The sequence below is a fragment of the Streptosporangium sp. OZ121 genome (assembly GCF_051918885.1).
Lineage (GTDB): Bacteria > Actinomycetota > Actinomycetes > Streptosporangiales > Streptosporangiaceae > Streptosporangium.
In genome coordinates, this window is sequence record NZ_JBPXMC010000040.1 from 46,695 (window position 1) to 62,854 (window position 16,160).

Annotated in this window: 13 protein-coding genes and 2 pseudogenes; 9 read left to right on the plus strand and 6 right to left on the minus strand. The window is 68.7% G+C overall.

Annotated elements, in window-relative coordinates:
• Positions 1-3 precede the first annotated feature (3 nt).
• Both ACTOQ1_RS39280 and ACTOQ1_RS39285 read left to right on the plus strand, forming a co-directional pair.
• Complete coding sequence (locus tag ACTOQ1_RS39280) at positions 4-1,206, plus strand: MFS transporter (RefSeq protein WP_440073282.1); 1,203 nt, start codon at positions 4-6, stop codon at positions 1,204-1,206.
• Positions 1,203-1,976, plus strand: a complete 774-nt coding sequence (locus tag ACTOQ1_RS39285; RefSeq protein WP_440073284.1) for a PIG-L deacetylase family protein — start codon at positions 1,203-1,205, stop codon at positions 1,974-1,976. Before ACTOQ1_RS39280 ends, ACTOQ1_RS39285 begins: the two co-directional genes overlap by 4 nt.
• Here the strand turns inward: ACTOQ1_RS39285 and ACTOQ1_RS39290 are convergent.
• Positions 1,963-4,815 (minus strand): BTAD domain-containing putative transcriptional regulator, encoded by a 2,853-nt coding sequence (locus tag ACTOQ1_RS39290; RefSeq protein ID WP_440073286.1) that lies wholly within the window; start codon positions 4,813-4,815, stop codon positions 1,963-1,965. The genes ACTOQ1_RS39285 and ACTOQ1_RS39290 overlap by 14 nt on opposite strands.
• 186 nt (positions 4,816-5,001) lie before the next feature.
• On the opposite strand from ACTOQ1_RS39290, the gene ACTOQ1_RS39295 reads away from it, so the two are divergent.
• On the plus strand, positions 5,002-6,048 hold the full coding sequence (locus ACTOQ1_RS39295; protein ID WP_440073288.1) for a class I SAM-dependent methyltransferase: 1,047 nt from the start codon (positions 5,002-5,004) through the stop codon (positions 6,046-6,048).
• A 137-nt stretch (positions 6,049-6,185) separates the two neighbouring features.
• Here the strand turns inward: ACTOQ1_RS39295 and ACTOQ1_RS39300 are convergent, their stop codons facing one another.
• The 3 genes from ACTOQ1_RS39300 to ACTOQ1_RS39310 form a co-directional block, all read right to left on the minus strand.
• Positions 6,186-7,241, minus strand: coding sequence for a class I SAM-dependent methyltransferase (locus ACTOQ1_RS39300; protein ID WP_440073290.1), 1,056 nt, complete (start codon positions 7,239-7,241; stop codon positions 6,186-6,188).
• Between the two features lie 145 nt (positions 7,242-7,386).
• Positions 7,387-8,037, minus strand: coding sequence for a hypothetical protein (locus tag ACTOQ1_RS39305; protein ID WP_440073291.1), 651 nt, complete (start codon positions 8,035-8,037; stop codon positions 7,387-7,389).
• Between the two features lie 229 nt (positions 8,038-8,266).
• A complete protein-coding gene (locus ACTOQ1_RS39310; protein ID WP_440073293.1) occupies positions 8,267-9,502 on the minus strand; it encodes a cytochrome P450 family protein in 1,236 nt (411 codons plus the stop codon).
• A 345-nt stretch (positions 9,503-9,847) separates the two neighbouring features.
• On the opposite strand from ACTOQ1_RS39310, the gene ACTOQ1_RS39315 reads away from it, so the two are divergent.
• A complete protein-coding gene (locus ACTOQ1_RS39315) occupies positions 9,848-10,876 on the plus strand; it encodes a terpene synthase family protein (protein WP_440073294.1) in 1,029 nt (342 codons plus the stop codon).
• A gap of 169 nt (positions 10,877-11,045) precedes the next feature.
• On the opposite strand, the gene ACTOQ1_RS39320 is transcribed toward ACTOQ1_RS39315, so the two are convergent.
• Positions 11,046-12,008, minus strand: coding sequence for an oxidoreductase (locus tag ACTOQ1_RS39320; RefSeq protein WP_440073295.1), 963 nt, complete (start codon positions 12,006-12,008; stop codon positions 11,046-11,048).
• Positions 12,009-12,110: 102 nt separating this feature from the next.
• Here ACTOQ1_RS39320 and ACTOQ1_RS39325 point away from each other — a divergent pair, with 102 nt between their 5' ends.
• Positions 12,111-12,740, plus strand: a complete 630-nt coding sequence (locus tag ACTOQ1_RS39325) for a TetR/AcrR family transcriptional regulator (RefSeq protein ID WP_440073297.1) — start codon at positions 12,111-12,113, stop codon at positions 12,738-12,740.
• Between the two features lie 24 nt (positions 12,741-12,764).
• On the opposite strand, the pseudogene ACTOQ1_RS39330 reads toward ACTOQ1_RS39325, so the two are convergent.
• A pseudogene (locus tag ACTOQ1_RS39330) lies at positions 12,765-13,058 on the minus strand (transposase); the annotation flags it as partial.
• 486 nt (positions 13,059-13,544) lie between these two features.
• Between ACTOQ1_RS39330 and ACTOQ1_RS39335 the strand changes: the two are divergent.
• The 4 genes and pseudogenes from ACTOQ1_RS39335 to ACTOQ1_RS39350 all read left to right on the plus strand — a co-directional run.
• Positions 13,545-13,736: a hypothetical protein gene (locus ACTOQ1_RS39335; RefSeq protein ID WP_440073299.1), complete on the plus strand. Its 192-nt coding sequence runs from the start codon at positions 13,545-13,547 to the stop codon at positions 13,734-13,736.
• Positions 13,737-13,879: 143 nt separating this feature from the next.
• Complete coding sequence (locus ACTOQ1_RS39340; protein ID WP_440073300.1) at positions 13,880-14,344, plus strand: IS3 family transposase; 465 nt, start codon at positions 13,880-13,882, stop codon at positions 14,342-14,344.
• A gap of 166 nt (positions 14,345-14,510) precedes the next feature.
• A complete protein-coding gene (locus tag ACTOQ1_RS39345; RefSeq protein WP_440073302.1) occupies positions 14,511-14,945 on the plus strand; it encodes an OsmC family protein in 435 nt (144 codons plus the stop codon).
• A gap of 700 nt (positions 14,946-15,645) precedes the next feature.
• Positions 15,646-16,160, plus strand: a pseudogene (locus ACTOQ1_RS39350) (hypothetical protein); the annotation flags it as partial.

Sequence of the window (16,160 nt, forward strand, 5' to 3'; positions counted from 1 at the left end):
GAGATGCACGATGAGGCCGCCAGTACGGCGGTAATGGAAAGGATGGGCCCCACCCCTGACAAGGGGTGGGGCAGATGGGCGTCGGTCGCGACACTCGGGATCGGTACGTTCGCGATCGGTACCGACATATATGTCGGGGCCGGGGTACTCGGTGCCATCGCAGGTGATTTCAAGATCACCGTCGGAGTCGCCGGATTGACCGTGACGGTGTTCGCGCTGACGTACGCGATCGGCACGGTGCTGCTCACGGCTCTCCTTGGAGCACGGTCGCTGCGGCCGGTGCTGATCGGGTCATTGGTGCTGTTCGGGCTGTTCAACCTGATATCGGCGGTGGCGCCGACGTTTCCCGTTCTGCTCGCGGGCCAGGCGATGAGCGCACTCGCCGCGGCGGTGTACCTGCCGGCGGCGGGTGCGACGGCCGTCGCGGCGGTGTCGCCGAGCCATCGGGGCCGTGCGCTCGGCCTGCTCCTGGGCGGCTCGTCGATCGCGATGGTGCTGGGCGCCCCGCTGGGCGTGCTGTTGTCGGCGATGTTCTCGTGGCGGGCGGCGTTCGGGCTGGTCGCCGTGTTCGCGACGGTCACCCTCATCGGTGTGTCGCTCAGCGGTATAGGGTCCGGGGTCATCGGTTCGAAGGTGTGGGAGGGATCGCGCCTCATACCTTCCCGGGCCGTCGCCGGAGCACTCGGTGTGTCGTTCCTGGTGTTGGCGGCCTCAAGTGGCACGTACACCTACCTGCCACTGCTCCTGGAGGATACGGTCGGCCCGGCCGAGCTCGGCCTGTTCATCGGGGTGTTCGGCCTCGGAGGCCTGGTGGGTACCTGGTGTGGCGGGGTCGCCGCCGACCGGTATGGCAGCCGCCGGATGGTGCCGCTCTCGGTGGCCACGTTGATCATGACTTTCGTGGTGCTCCCGCTCGTGGCCACGACGGTCGCGGGCATCGTCGCCGTCATGTTCGTCTGGGGGGTCGCGGTCTGGGGATTCGTCCCGGCGCAGCAGCATCGTTTGATCGGGCTGCGTTCGGCGTCCGTGTCCTATGTGCTCGCCCTGAACAGCTCGGCGAACAATTTCGGTTTCGCGGCCGGCGCGTTGTTCGGTGGTCTCCTCATCGACGCGGCCGGAATCGGCTCGCTGTGGATGCTCACCGCCGCTTGCTGCGGCGCTGGGCTGGTCCTGCACGGGCTCTTGAGTCAGGAGGTTCGACCATGATCAAGAACACGTCCGGTGTCGAGGACCTGGGCACCATCTTGGGGATCTGGGCCCATCCCGACGACGAGGCATACCTGTCCGGTGGCCTGATGGCGATGGCTCGTGACAGTGGATCGCGGGTGGTGTGTGTGACGGCGACCCGGGGCGAGCTCGGCACGGACGACCCGGTGGCGTGGCCGCCGCACCGGCTGGCCGCGGCGCGCACGGACGAGCTGGCGCGCTGCCTGGACATTCTCGGGGTCACTGAGCACCACTGGCTCGACTACCGGGACGGCGAATGCGCGGCGGCACGAGCGTCGGACGCGATCGCCCAGCTGTGCGACGTGATCGAGCGGGTTCGCCCGGACACCGTCCTGACCTTCGGCCCGGACGGTGTCACCGGTCACCCCGACCACCGGACGGTCTCGGCCTGGGCCACCACGGCCTTTGATCTGGCCGCTCCCGCTGGAGCGCGGTTGCTGTACCCCATAGCCGCCGAACGGCGGATATCGCGCTGGAGTGCCCTCAACGACAGCCTGGGCATCTACCCTCCGGGGTATCCGATCACCGCACCCGAGGAGCGGCTGACGGTCAACGTGGTGCTGGACCCGGATATCGCGGCACGCAAAGTCCGCGCGCTGGCGGCGCAGGAGACCCAGACGGCCGGACTCATCACCGCGATAGGCGCCGATCGCTACACCGAGTGGGTTGGTGAGGAGTCGTTCATCGAGCGCCTGCTTCACCCCATCGCCGAGCGCCACTCCGGACCCGAAACCGTCACGATCGAGTGAGGTTGCGTTCGATCGCCTGCCTGGCGATGTCGAGGACGGCCTTCCGGCTCGTCACCGCGGAGCCCGGGACGCGGTTCAGGAACTGCTCTCCGGTGGGGGAGGAGGCGACGGCGGGAGCATCCGGGGCCTGATCGGCAGCGGCTTCGAGCTGAGCCGCCGGCTCGTCGTCGCCGAGCCGGCGCAGCAACTCCGCGAGGTTGCGCAGAGTGACCCACAGGTGGGTCCAGTTGCCCGTGCGCGCGAAGTAATCGATCACTTCGCGATATCCGTTCAACACCTCGTGAACACGGTCTGCAGCGGCCCGCACCGAGAGCAATCCGACGGTAGCGATACCGACGAGAAAAGCTGCGCCGGAAGTGCGGGCGAGGGCGATGGAACGGATGTAATGGTGCTCAGCCAGTTCGGTGTGTCCGGCGGAACTCTCGATCTCTCCGGCCACGTAGGCGCTCCACGAGAGCATCGTGGGCGATACGGCGCTGGTGACCCCTTGGGCGTGCAGTTTTCGAGCCTCGTCCAGATCCCCCGTATAGGCGGTCACGAGGGCCGCGACCCCGAGATGCTCGCTCGGCATACTGGTGAGGGCGGCCGCGGAGAGGGAGTGCTCGACGGTGTCGGAGTAAGCCCCGCGCGCCGAGGCGGCTACGGCCAGTGGCGTCAGACAGAACCATGACCCGATGTCGTCGGTCGCGAGCTCGAGTCCTCTGCGGGCGAGCTGGTCGGCCCGGCGATAGTCACCTCGGTGGTAGGCGGCTTCCGCAGCCGTGCCGAGGACCTGGGCGGCAAGTGAGTGGGACGAGAGCGCCGGATCGCCGGCGAGTTCCTCGGCCCAGTCCCTTATCTCGATGAGATCGCGGTACGCGACCGCGTAGAAGAGCGCGACGACCATCGCGGCCGCGTCGTCAAGCGGTCCCGGGCGGCGTGCCAGCCGCCACGCCGCCCGGAGGTTCGGCAGCTCCCGGCGCAGGACGGCATCGGCCTCGGGCTCGCGCTCGGTCGTCATGGCGGCGCCGATCCACTCGGTCAGCTCGACGGCCCACCTGAGCAGGCGTTCGGCGGCGGCCTTGTCCTCGCCGGCGGCCTCCAGCCGATCGACGCCGAACGCCCGGAGCGTCTCCAGCATGCGATATCGGGTGCCACCTTCGAAGTCGACGTTGACCATCGAGGTGTCGACGAGCCGGGCGAGGACGCTTCCGGGGTCACCTCTCAGATCCAGGTCGCCGGCGAGCCGCTCGGCGGTGTCGAGGTCGACGCCGTCGACGAAGACCGACAGGTGCCGGAACAGGCACTGCTCCTTTTCCGTGAGGAGCTGGTAGGACCACTCGATGGTCGCGCGCAGCGTCCGGTGCCGGGAGTCCCCGCTCGGCCGGCCGCCGCCGAGCAGGTCGAGCGAGCGATCGAGCCGGCGATGGAGATCGGCCAGGGAGAACGTGGACAGCCGGCCGGCGGCGAGTTCGATGGCCAGGGGCATCCCATCCAGCCGACGCACGATCTCGGCCACGGTACGCAACTCCGCCGGAGTCAGCGGTGAACCGGGGCGGACCCGGCTGGCCCGGTCGAGGAAGAGCGCCACGGACGGGACTCGCGGCAAGTCCTGGTCGGGGCCGGGCAGTGGAAGCGCTGCCAGCCGTGAGGCGTATTCGGCGGCGAGCCCGAGGGGTTCGCGGCTGGTGGCCAGTATCGAGAGCTGGGGGCATGAGGACAGGATCATGCTGACCGTGTCACGGACCGCGTCGAGCACGTGCTCACAGTTGTCGATCACCAGCACCCCCTGGCGGTCACCCAGGACCGAGATGCAGGCCGAGAGGACATCACCCCGGACGATCTTCAGGTTCAGGGCCGTGGCCAGCGCGTGCGAGATGGCGGCGGGATCCGTGACCGGTGCCAGAAGCACAACCGTCGCCATCTCGATCTGGCGTGCGACCTCCAAGGCGACCCGTGTCTTGCCGACTCCACCGGGTCCGGTGAGTGTGACCAGCCGTTCGGTGGCGAGGAGCCGGTGCAGTGCCGCGATCTGCGCGTCACGGCCGATCAGCCGTGTGGTCGGCCGAGTGGGCGACTCCCGCCGGGTGGGTGCCGGACCGGCGGTGCCGCTGATGATGTCACGTTCGAGCTCGCCCAGCGCCGGTGAGGGGTCGAGGCCGGTCTCGTCAGCGAGCCGGTGCCGGTATTCGCGTCCGACGCGGAGCGCCTCCGGAGCCTGCCCGGTCGCCGCCAGGGCGCGCATCAGCGATAGGACCGGAGGTTCGCGTAGCGGGTCGGCGGCCAGAGAGGCGGAGGCGAGGCTGAGGATCGTGTTGGCCTCGCCGGCGGCGATGGCGGTGTCGATCAGCGCGTTCACGACATCACGTCGCAGCTGGGCGCACCCCTCGACCGCGGTGGCGATCGGCATGATGTCGGTGAGGTCGGCGAGAACCGATCCTCGCCAGAGCGTGTACGCCTCCCGCAGCAGGGCGAGGGCTCCGGCCGGGTCCTGATGGGCACTGTTGCGTGCCGTGGCCAGCAGCGCCCGCGCCTGTGTCAGATCGAGCTCACCGCGCCCCAGGTCCAGCCGGTAGCCGTCGTGCCGCGTCTCCAGCTGGGAGGCGGCGGGTCCGAGGTGCCCGCGTAGCCGGGATACGTGAGTGTGCAGCGCCTGACGCCCCGACTCCGGCACCTCCGACGGCCACAGCGCGTCCATGAGGTGATCGATCGTCACCGTCCGGCCTTCGGCGAGCGCCAGTAGCGCGAGGATCGCACGCCGTTTCGGGCCTGGCACGTCGACCGGGGTGCCGCCGACGGTCAGCCGCAGCGGTCCCAGCACGTCCACTCGAACCGACGGCGGCTTGTGCTCAACCGCCATCGTGCACCTCCGGTGTGAAGCATGACCGCGATGAGGACGAAACGGAAGTCTCTCAGCACTGTCAGCGCTAAGCAACCGCGTGTAAGGGCCGTGAGAGATCGGTCGCCGACTCTTTTGAGACCGGCACGAGCCGGCGGGACAGATCAAGACCGGCACGAGCCGGCGAGACAGATAGGGAGATCTCAAATGGACCATGGCAAGGTCATGGAGTTCATGGGTAAGTTCGTGGCCGATCTGGGAGCGACCTCTGCCGCCGGCTCGGTGGTGGTCGGTCACCGGCTCGGTCTCTACTCTGCCCTCGCGCAGGGTCCGGCGACGCCCGAGCAGTTCGCCGAGCGGACCGGATGCCACCCACGCTATCTCACCGAATGGCTGCGGGGTCAGGCGGCCGGCGGCTATGTCAGCTACGATCCGGCGACCGGTGAGTTCTCGCTCACCCCGGAGCAGGCGTTCTGCCTGGCCGACCCCAACGGGCCGAACATGGCGACCGCGTTCCTCGCCTCTCTGGGCGCGCTGCGCGCCGAGCCGCAGATCACCGAGGCTTTCCGCACCGGCGGCGGTTTCGGCTGGCATGAGCACAACCAGGACGTCTCTGTTGGATCCGACGCGTTCTTCAGGCCCGGCTATGTCGCCGAGCTCGTCCCGAGCTGGATTCCGGCGCTCGAAGGGGTCGACGCGAAGCTGGCCGCCGGAGGGCGAGTGGCCGACCTCGGATGTGGCCTCGGCTCGTCGTCGATCCTCATGGCCGAGGCGTACCTGCGCAGCACCGTCGTCGGCTCGGACTATCACACCGAATCGATCGAGCTGGCGCGCAAGCGGGCCACCGATGCCGGGGTCGGTGACCGGGTCAGCTTCGAGGTGGCCACCGCCCAGACCTTCACCGGCACGAACTACGACCTGGTGACGATGTTCGACGCCCTGCACGACATGGGCGACCCGGTCGGGGCCGCCCGGCGGGTGCGCGAGGCGCTCGCCCCCGACGGCACCTGGCTGCTGGTGGAGCCGTTCGCCTCCGACAAGGTCGAGGAGAACTTCAACCCGGTGGGCCGGCTGTACTACAGCTCCTCCACGTTCCTCTGCGTGCCCAACGGCCTCTCCCAGCCGGTCGGCTACGCGCTGGGAGCCCAGGCCGGCGAGGCGGCGATCCGCCAGGTGATGGTCGAGGCGGGCTTCACCCGATTCCGGCGGGCCGCCCAGACGCCGTTCAACCTGGTCTACGAGATTCGTCCGTAGGACCTCTGGCGGCGGTCGCGGCTTCGCGATCTCGCCTTCGGAGCGTCATGGGCGGCTGATCACCAAGTGGCGCCAGAAGAGGAACGACTGGCGCCACTCTCCCCGTCGAGATCACGCGGCGATCACCGGAGGGGAGGCTATCTGCGCGCTTCGATGACCAGGTTGTACTCGGTGGTCAGGACCAGCCGTACGGATCCGAATCCGGCTTCGGTGAGGACGGCTCGTATCGCTTCGTATCCCGCCTGCGCGCCAAGCCCCAGGCCGGGATGCTGCGACAGCGAGTTGGGCACGCACAGCACGGTCGAGGAGGCGTAGTAACTCATCGAGACCGGATTGCCGATCCGGTCTTCCAGCTTGTCGGCCGCGGCGGGCTCGACCACCAGCAGCGTGCCGTCGTCGGCCAGGGCGGCCAGAGCCTGACGAGCGGCGCTCACCGGGTCGCCCATGTCGTGCAGGGCGTCGAAGAAGCAGATCAGATCCCAAGGGCCCGCCATGTCGTCGGCGGCGTCCGCGGCGTGGAAGTGCACCCGGTTCTCCACGCCCGCCTTGACCGCGGCCTCGTTTGCGGTCTGGATCAGCCCGGCATGGTAGTCGGTGCCCTCGAAGCGGGAGGCGGGGAACGCCTCGGCCATGAGAATCGTCGATGTGCCGTGCCCGCACCCCACGTCCAGGACGTGCGCACCGCCGCGCAGCCGGTCGACGACGCCGTCCAGGGCGGGCAACCACTCCTCAAGGAGTGACATCTGATAGAGCGGGGAGAAAAAGCGAGTGATTCCGGTGAGCAGCCGCGCGTCGTGCTCATGCCAGCCGACGCCCTGACCGGTGCGGAAAGCCTGCGCGACGCGGTCGGCGGACAACCACATGGCGGCCACCACCTCCACCTCTCCGGAGCAGGAGGCGGGTGAGGTGTCGTCGGCGAGTACGGCGGCGTGCTCATCCGGCAGCGCGAACGCGCCGCTCTCGGCGTCGTAGTCGATATGGCCTGCCACACTCTGCGTCGCCAGCCACTCGCGCACGTATCTCTCCGCCAGGCCGGTGCGTTCGGCCAGTGCCTCGCTGGTGAGGAGACCGACTCCCGCCATGGCGCGAAACAGCCCGAGCCGATCGCCGAGGTAATTGGACAGGGTCAGGCTCGCGCCGAGTGATTCCTGAGCGATCTGCTGGTTGAAGGCCTCAACCTTGCCGAGGTCCATGAGAACCCCTTTCCTGGAGCGGGATTGTCTGTGAGGCAGCATCCAGCGCGGCTATTTCATGGTCCTGTCGCCCGGCTGTCGTCCTCCCATCAGGCGACTCCCGTAAAAGGGAGGAGAACACGGCTCCCCGCGCCCGGCCCGTTCCTCACCGCCTGCCGTCGGCCTTGGCCGCGGCCAGTATCACGGTCAGGTAGTCGCTGCCCCTGGCATGTCCTCCATCACCGGGTACGTGGGCGTCCAAGGCTTCCGACAGCTCCTCGCTGTCGGTCAGCCCTCGCTGGAGGAAGGCTTCCGCGACCCGGCCGAGCTCCCGCAGGGAGAGACCGACATCGACCGCCAGGTCTGTCAGCGTCCGGGCCGGTGTCGTGACGGGCAGACCCTCCTCTTCCCGCCAGTCCTCGGGGGACAGGGCGGCGACTCGTACGACCGTGGGACGGGCGGTGGCCGCGGCCGGCCGTGACGGCAGGATGAACTCGACGGCCGCCTCGGCGGGACCGGCCACGCCGAACAGGACGAGGGCCGAGCGGTGTGACACCACCCCGCACTCCGGCGCGTGCCGCGTCCATGCGGGGCGCAGGGGGTCGAGCATCAACCAGTGCGCGTAGAGCCCGGGGAAGGGGTGAGGTTCCACCGACCGCAGACGCAGGACCTCGGCGGTCACGCGATCGACGATTCCCGCCGCCTGGAGGTGATCGAGGCCTGCCGGAGTCGTCCCGGAGGCGATCGCCTGCGCGCGGGTGAACTGCCCTCGCTGCCTCGAGGCGACGGCGATCAACCGTTCGGTGAGGATCTCCATCCGCAGATGGTAAGCCGCGTCTCGGCGGCGGGCAGGTCCAGTCAGCGGTCGGATCTGGTCTCCCGGGGCGCCGCCGGCGCCCCGGCCCGAGGCCGGGACCACCGGCGGGCCCTCCCGATGATCGGCCGGGACGCCGCCGCCGTACTCAGCGAGCCTTCTCACGGATCCTCAGCGTGGAAAGTTCGAACTCCGGGACCGGTCCGCTGTGCTCGTCGCGCTCCTCGCCCCTTCAGCCGGTCGGTTTCCGGGACGGGCCTGGACGGACGGGGAGCGTCTCGACACCGCGGATGAGCATGCTGTCCCGCCAGCGCAGGCCGTCGCCGTCGCCGAGGACCTCCAGCTCGGGGAAGCGCCTCAGAAGGGCTCCCAGGGCGACTTCGATCTCCAGCCGGGCCAGGGGAGCACCGACACAGTGGTGCGCACCGTACCCGAAGGCGAGGTGACCGGTGGGATCGCGGGTGACGCGCAGCTCGTCCGCGTCGGCGAACCGCGTCTCGTCCCGGTTGGCGGACCCGAGGGAGATGAGGACGAACTGCCCCGCGGGGATCTCCGTTCCGCCGATGGACGTCGGCCGCACGGTGAAGCGGACAGTGGCGAGGTTGACCGGGCCGTCGTAGCGCAACAGCTCCTCGACGGCTCCCGGCACCAGCGTGGGGTCGGCCAGGAGAGCGGCGAGCTGGCCGGGATCCCGATGGAGGGCGATGATCGCGTTGCCGATCAGGTTCACGGTCGTCTCGTGTCCGGCGACCAGCAGCAGGAAGGCCATGGACACCAGTTCCGTGGCACTGAGCCGGTCATCCGCGTCACGGGCGCGGATGAGCTCGATCAGCAGGTCGTTCCCACTGGAGACCTTCTTACCCTCGATCAAGCCCGAGAGGTAGGCGACCATCGAACCGGCCGCGCCCGTGAGCTCCTCGGGTGAGGTGGCCGTCACGATGGTCGTCGACCAGGCGCGGAAATCTCCCCGGTCCATTTCAGGCACGCCGAGCAGCTCGCAGATCACCGTGATGGGCAGCGGGAAGGCGAAGGCGGACAGGAGGTCGACCTCCTCGTGCCCCGCCATCTCGTCGAGCAGCTCGTCGGCGATGGCCTCGATGCGAGGTCGCATCCCCTTGACCCCGCGCGCCATGAAGGCCTTGTTGACCAGTCGGCGCAGACGGGTGTGGTCGGGGGGATCGGTGTTGAGCATGTGCGACGACAGGTCACTGCCGAAATCGAGGCCGGCGACCGCGAGTGCGACCGGATCGAAGGTACGGCGGGCGAGATGGATGTCCTTGCTCAGATCAGGACTCGTCAATGCCGCTCGGGCGTCGGCGTGGCGAGTGACCATCCACATGCGCTGGCCACGTGGCGTCACCACTTCGCGGACCGGTCCCAGGTCGCGGAGTGCCGCGCACACGCCATGCGGGTCCTGCAGGAAGTCCGCCCCGAGCTGGAAGGGCTCGGTCACCGATCGGTCGTGCATGAGGAGTCCTCTCATTGGCCTGAAAGCCGATACGTCACGCGGCGCCAACCGGTTCCTGCCGGGATCGGGCCGGAACGGAACCATCGGTGATCATGATGCTCAAGAGGGTGTCCCGCCCCGGAGGTCGTCCTGGCGGCGCGCTGGAAGCAGGCGGCCACCGGTCAGATGCTCAGGTGACGATGACGGACGGCCGACGGGATCCGGAGCACTCAAAGGTGCACACCCGAACGCGGTGACGGGAGAACCGCGTAGATCGGCCCGAGCGTATCGATCAGCGAGACGACTCAGTCCGTCGCCCAAGGTCCGGCTTTCCGGCCCGTGCCACCCCCGTAGAAATGTGATGACATGCCGCCCAGGACGAGCTCACCGATTCCCGTCGCCTACCCCTTCCCGACCATACGCTGGTCGGGCTGGTCCGAACCGGCGGACGACCTGACCCTGGATTGCCCGTTCGCTCTCCGGATCCACCCCGAGGCCGACCGGCTCGCGGCGGATACCGCCGAGTGGATTCGCCGGAGCGGGCTTTTCCCCGCCACGCGCGGACAGGCCGAGCGGCACTTCATCAGCCAGCGGCACGCCGCGCTTCACGCCCGGATCTGGCCGGAGGCCGACTATCCCAGATTGTGGCTGGCCAACCGGTTGCTGACCTACTGCTGGTGGATGGACGACGTCCTGGACAGCCCCGAGCCCATAGTGGACATCGGCATCGGCGATCTCGTCGAGGCGTTGCGCGACACATCGGCCGGGAGACCCGTCGATCCGGCTTTGGCGGCCGAGCCGGCGGTCGGCGTCTTTCGCGACCTGTGGAGCGAGGCGGCCGGTATGGCGCCCCCCTTCTGGCTCTCAAGACTGACCACCTTCTTTCTCGACTACCTGTCGGTGAGCATGCGTCACCGCGACCGGCTGTACGACCCTGCCCGGGTGCCTTCCCTCACCGACTACCTGTCCTCCCGCAACGACCTCGGCGCCATGTTCTACGCCACCGCCGCGACCGAGCTGGCGTACGCCACTTTCCTGCCCGAAACGGTGTACCGCTCGGCGGAGATCGCCGACATCAACATGCGTGTCAACCACGCGATCTGCTGGGCCAACGACGTGTTCGGCTACCCCAAGGAGAATGCCGCCGGTGATCCCTTCAACCTGGTCACCATCCTGGCCACCCACCACGGCATGTCCCTGCGTCAAGCCGTCAGCCGGATGGTGGAACTGATCAACGCCGAGCTGGTGACCCTGGATTTCCTCACGGCCGTCGCCACCCCTGAACAGGAGGAGTTCCACCGCTATATCGATGCTCTGAAGGCGATGGTCTCCGGCCTGCTGGAATGGATGGCCAAGAGCGTGCGCTACCGCGGCACCGCCGCGATGGCCGGCTGACCGCATGGGCCCGAGCGGGGGAAGGCGTCACGCCCGTACTCGCGGTGGTCTCCCCGGTGACCTTCGCGGTCTCCGGGGCGACGTCAGCTCTCTCCTTCCGCGGCATGCGGGGGTCGCGACGGCGTCTCCGACGTACTCCTTGATATGCCCTCGCACAACCACGCCCTCGTCATACGTACGGCAGGCGTGTGTCTGTGGCGGCGGGCAGCTCGTAGGTGACGCCGGTGAGGCGTTCGGAGAGCTGCCACAGGCGGGTGGCTGTGGCAGTGTCGCGGATGGCGCGCTCATGGGAACGACGCGTGGGTTCACCGCGCAGTTGCAGTGGTCCGTCGGGAACGATGTAGCTGCCCCCTGGCAGGTCAGGCACGGTCGCCGCGTATAGGGAGGTCTTCGCCCCTTCCGGAGTGGGGCGGAAGAACGCGTGCACGAGCAGGCGCGTGACGGTCCCGTACAAGTGTCCTCTGCCGCTGTTGGCACCGCCGGTGAGCACGTTGGTGCGGGTCAGTCCGGGCGCGACGGCCATGCTGCGCAGCTTTAGCCCTGCGGCGTCGGCCCGACGCTGTAGTTCCATGGCGAAGTAGAGGTTGGCCCGTTTGGACTGCACGTAGGCGAAGGCTGTCTGGTAGGTGCGCTCGGCGTTGAGATTGCCCAGGTCGAAGCGGGCGAAGCGCTGTCCTTCGCTGCTGACGGTGACCACCCGCGGGTCCGGCGCGGCAAGCAGACAGGGCAGCAGCAGGCCGGTCATGGCGAAGGCGCCCAGGTGGTTGATGCCGAACTGCGACTCGAACCCGTCGGCGGTCTGAGCGTAGGGCACCATCGCCACTCCGGCGTTGTTCACCAACAGATCGAGCGAGCCGCGGTCCCACCCGGCGGCGAATGCTCGGATGGAGGCTAGGCTGCCCAGGTCCACCTGGCGCAGTTCCAGGTGAGCGCCGGGCACCTCGCCCTGCATGCGGGCGAGCGCGGCCTGGCCGCGTTCGGGGTCGCGGCAGGCCAGCACGACGTGCGCGCCGCGGCGGGCCAGTTCGCGGGCGGTGACGTAGCCGATGCCGCTGTTGGCTCCGGTCACCACCGCGACTCGTCCGGATTGGTCGGGGACGGCATGGAGGGTCCAAGCGGGGGAGTTCCGCATGATGTACCACCTCAGGGGATACAGGATGAATGTATCGCAACTCAGAGTTGCGATACATTCATCCTGTCAGCTGGCCCGCGAATATCGCAACTTGGAGTTGCAATGCAGTCTGATCATTCCGCTGCCCGGCCGGTCGGCCGCGGCGCCAAAGTACGCGCCGCCGTCCACGCCGCCACACTCGCCGAGCTCGTGGATAAGGGCTACGCCGCATTGAGCGTCGAGAACGTCGCCCAGCGCGCCGGAGTCCACAAGACGACGGTCTACCGGCGGTGGGAGGATCGAGAGAGCCTGCTCACCGACGCCCTGGCCGAGCACATGGCGATGGACATCCCCGTCCCCGACACCGGAGCGATCGAGACCGACCTGCGGGCGCTGGCGCGCTCGCTCGTCCAGTCGTTCACCAGCCCGGCCGGGCAGGCCGTCCTCGCCGCCATGTTCACCGGGGCAGCCCACCTTCCGGAGATCGCCGCAGCCAGGCGTCACGTGTTCGACGACCGGCTCACCAGAGCCGAACCGGTGGTGACGCGCGCCATCGAGCGCGGCGAACTGGTCGGGGATACCGATCCTGCCGAGCTCTTCAAGACTCTTGCCGCGCCGATCTACCTACGCCTGCTTATCACCGCCGATCCGGTCGACGAGGCGACCGCCGACCAGGCGGTGCGGGTGACGCTGGCGGCCGCGCACGCCGGCGCCTTGCGACTGGCGCCCGCCAGCGAGCCGGTTACCGGGTGAAGACGCTGATGCCGAGCATGCGTCCCGGCGTCTGCGCTCCAGCAGCCAGCCGGGAAAGTAGGAGCCTGAGCGTAGTTTCGGGATGGTGAGCTCGACGGTGCCGGCTCGGGTGTCCCACTCGCGGTTTCGGTAGCCGTTGCGCCGGTTGGTGCGCTCGTCGCTGCGGGTGCCGTGGTCAGCGCCGCACAGGCTGTCGGCCTCGGCCGACATCAACGTCTCGGCCATGCTCTTCACCACGGATCGCACCAGATCGGGGTTGCCGTGCTCGATCTGCTCCGCCAGCCGGCTCGCGGGGTCCACACTGTTGTTCGCGGCCATCGCTTTCTTCTTCTTCGATCTTGTTACTTCGCACTCGAAGGATCACGCGATGGCCGTCCTCATTTCACGACGCCACGCCCACTACCTGGGGAAACTCGTACACCACCTCCGTGGACGCAACCCCAGCTGCCGCGCGGCAGCAGATCGCCCCGCTGATCGTTCAGATCCGCTGCGCTGGAGGCGACCCTGCGCGACTGGCGGGCCCGCCAGTCCGCCCGGGGCCCGCGGCATGCTCAAGGGCGCCGCCGACCTGGACACGTGCCTCTGCGCCCGCGAACCCTGAGGCCGAGCCACGTCCACCAGGGGAATCGGCGTGGCCACGGAAGGAGGCCAGGCCCGAGTGCCGGGGCATTTCGGCCAGATCTACAGCGCTTCGTCCGCCGCACACTGCGAGAAACCCCCGCAAACGCCTCACCATTCTTCCGAACCACGCTGCGCATAGGGAGACGAGGCTAGAGTGACCGAGTTCTCCAGAAAAGGTTCATCATGCTCAGCATTGTCCGGCGTTCTGCCCTTGCAGGCACGCTCGCGATGAGCCTCGCCGTGGCCACCGTCGGCTTCGCACCTCCCTCGGCCGCGGCGACACCGCCGTACGGACTCCCCAGGCTCATCCAGATCCCGAAGTTCTCGACCCGCACCGTCAATGTCTGCTCCCTCAAGTGGCCCGGGCGCCCGTGACCCCGGGCCGCCTTTCTTGATCTAGCCCTCGCCGGTGCCCCTCTCTCGGGGCTCCCACGATCACTCTCGGGCGCGGGTGGGCCGCACCGGCTCCGGCGACTCTCGGCCGCTGGTCACACCCGCCCCGTTTCCGGGCTTCGTCGATGCGCCCGATTGTCGACGATCTCCATCAGGCGGGGCCGTTGCCGAGGGTCGACCGTGACGCCGAACTGGCCGAGCACATCGCCGAGGTGCACGCGCGCTCGCGAGGCAGCTACGGCGCGCCGCGGGTGCACGCGCAACTGCAGCGGGACGGTGAGCAGTGCGGCCGGCGGCGGGTGGCCCGGCTGATGCGGGCGCTCGGCCTGGCTGGACGGTATCGGCGGCTCCGGCAGCGGGCCACCATCCCCGGCCCGGGCACCGGCACCCGGCCCGACTTGATCGGCCGCGACTTCACGCCCGATGCGGCAGGGCTCGATACCCGCTGGTGTGGCGATGTCACCTACATCGCCATCGAGCTTGGACCGGGGGTATGTCACCAGCGTCTCCTCACACGGAGTAACGCTTCGATACTCGCACCGCTGACCCTCAGGCGGCTCTCAAATTCACCTACAGAGCCACCGGTCTGAAAACGGTGCCGACCGTATAAAAAGTCATCACATGGGGGAACCGCACCGGTCGCGCTCTCCGTACTGCTCCCACGTATGAAGATCGCCAATCAAGGAGCGTGACGTACCGATGACAGATCAGGCCCAGTCAAATTCCCGTTCTGGCTCTACCCCCAAGATCTTGTCATTGGAGGCCACCACCCAGCTCATGCCGGCGGGGAGGATGCACGCGGCCGTGCGAACCGGCCGGCACGAGTTCGTCATCGACGAGCCTCCGGCCCTCGGTGGGAACGACGCCGGCGCCTCGCCGGTCAACCACATCCTGGCGGCCCTGGGCGCCTGTCAGATCGTGACCTATCAAATCTGGGGGCCGAAGCTCGGGATCCGTGTGGACGACATCCACATTCGGCTGGCGGGAACCGTCGACCTGCGCGGACTTCTCGGCCTCTCCGATGACGTGCGGCCCGGTTTCGAGCAGATCGACGTCGAGGTGACCCTGACGGGCCCGGAGAGCGCCGAGCGTTACGAGCGACTCGCGAACGAGGTCGAGGCCCACTGCCCTGTGCTCGACTCGCTTCAGGTGCCGGTGACGACACGCCTGAAGGTCAACAGCACGCTCTGACCCGTACCGGGGGAGGGGTCTGTCCTGATGTGTGAAGCCGAGGACCGGCCGAACAGGGGCCTGGCGGCAGAAGAGGACGCCAGAGGTTCCCGCCCTGGAAACTTCCCGTGATCGTTGAGGGCTTCGGGAGGAATTCTCCGGCTAAGGGTCTTGTGGGGGGTCTGCTTTGAGGGTGGCGGCGGACAATGCGTCCAATGACACATTGATGGACGAATCGTGAGAGCACCCGGCTGCGTATAGGTGGGCAGACCAAGCACAAGCAGCCGTCGCGCCGTCCGCACGCCTGAAGAGGGCGATGCGGATGACGCGGCGGCCAAGGAGAGTCATGCGTACCCCACCACCGTCCCGGCGACGCGTCCGGATGGGGCGGCCCCTGTTGGCGGCCGTCATCTTGGCAGCCGGGCTCGCGATGCCCGCATCCGCCCACGCGCGATCGGCCACCGCGGTCCCTACCCCGGCGAGCCCCGCGCCCGGCACTACCGCCCCGTCCACCGCGGTTCCGGACCCGGCCTCCACCCCGACACCTACCCCGTCTCCTTCCCCCACCCCCACCCCCACCCCGTCGCCGACTTCGTCCCCGCTGCCCGGATGCGGAGAGGGAGCCATCACCATCACGCTGGGCGTGGGCGACTTTCACACCGTGTTCGGATTCCTGTATCCCTGCAGTGACGCGAGCGTGCCCTCCACCGCCCTGCTGACCATGCGCTACACCAGTGCTAGCGGCGGCGAGTACACCCGCACCTGGTGCGTCCCCGAACACCCTCCCGGCGCTTCGCTCAGTTTCCCCGTCGGCTATGTGCAATCCCATCCCGGCCGGCCCAACCTGCCCGACGAGGTGATCGGCTCCGTCACGCCGGCCCGGCGCGCCTCCTGCGACCCCGCCGCCCAGCCCGACCTGCCCGTCCCCCCCGGGGCGCCCGGCACCCCCACTCCCGGCCCCGAACCCACCCCCACTCCCGAACCCACTCCCGACGACCCTCCCCGGGTAACGGCCACCGGCACGATCACCGCGCCGGTGAACGCCGCTGAGCCGCGGGGGCGGGCGGTGGAGGAGCAGCGTCCGCTGAGCTGGGCGAACTACGAGATGCGCTACAGGAAGCGCGACGGTCAGTGGGAGATGCTGCGTCAGGGGCCGGGTAACACCGGTGACCCGGTCCGCGGGCACTTGAACGCCGCCGGGGAGTTCGAGGTGGAGTTCGTCTACCCCCAGGACTA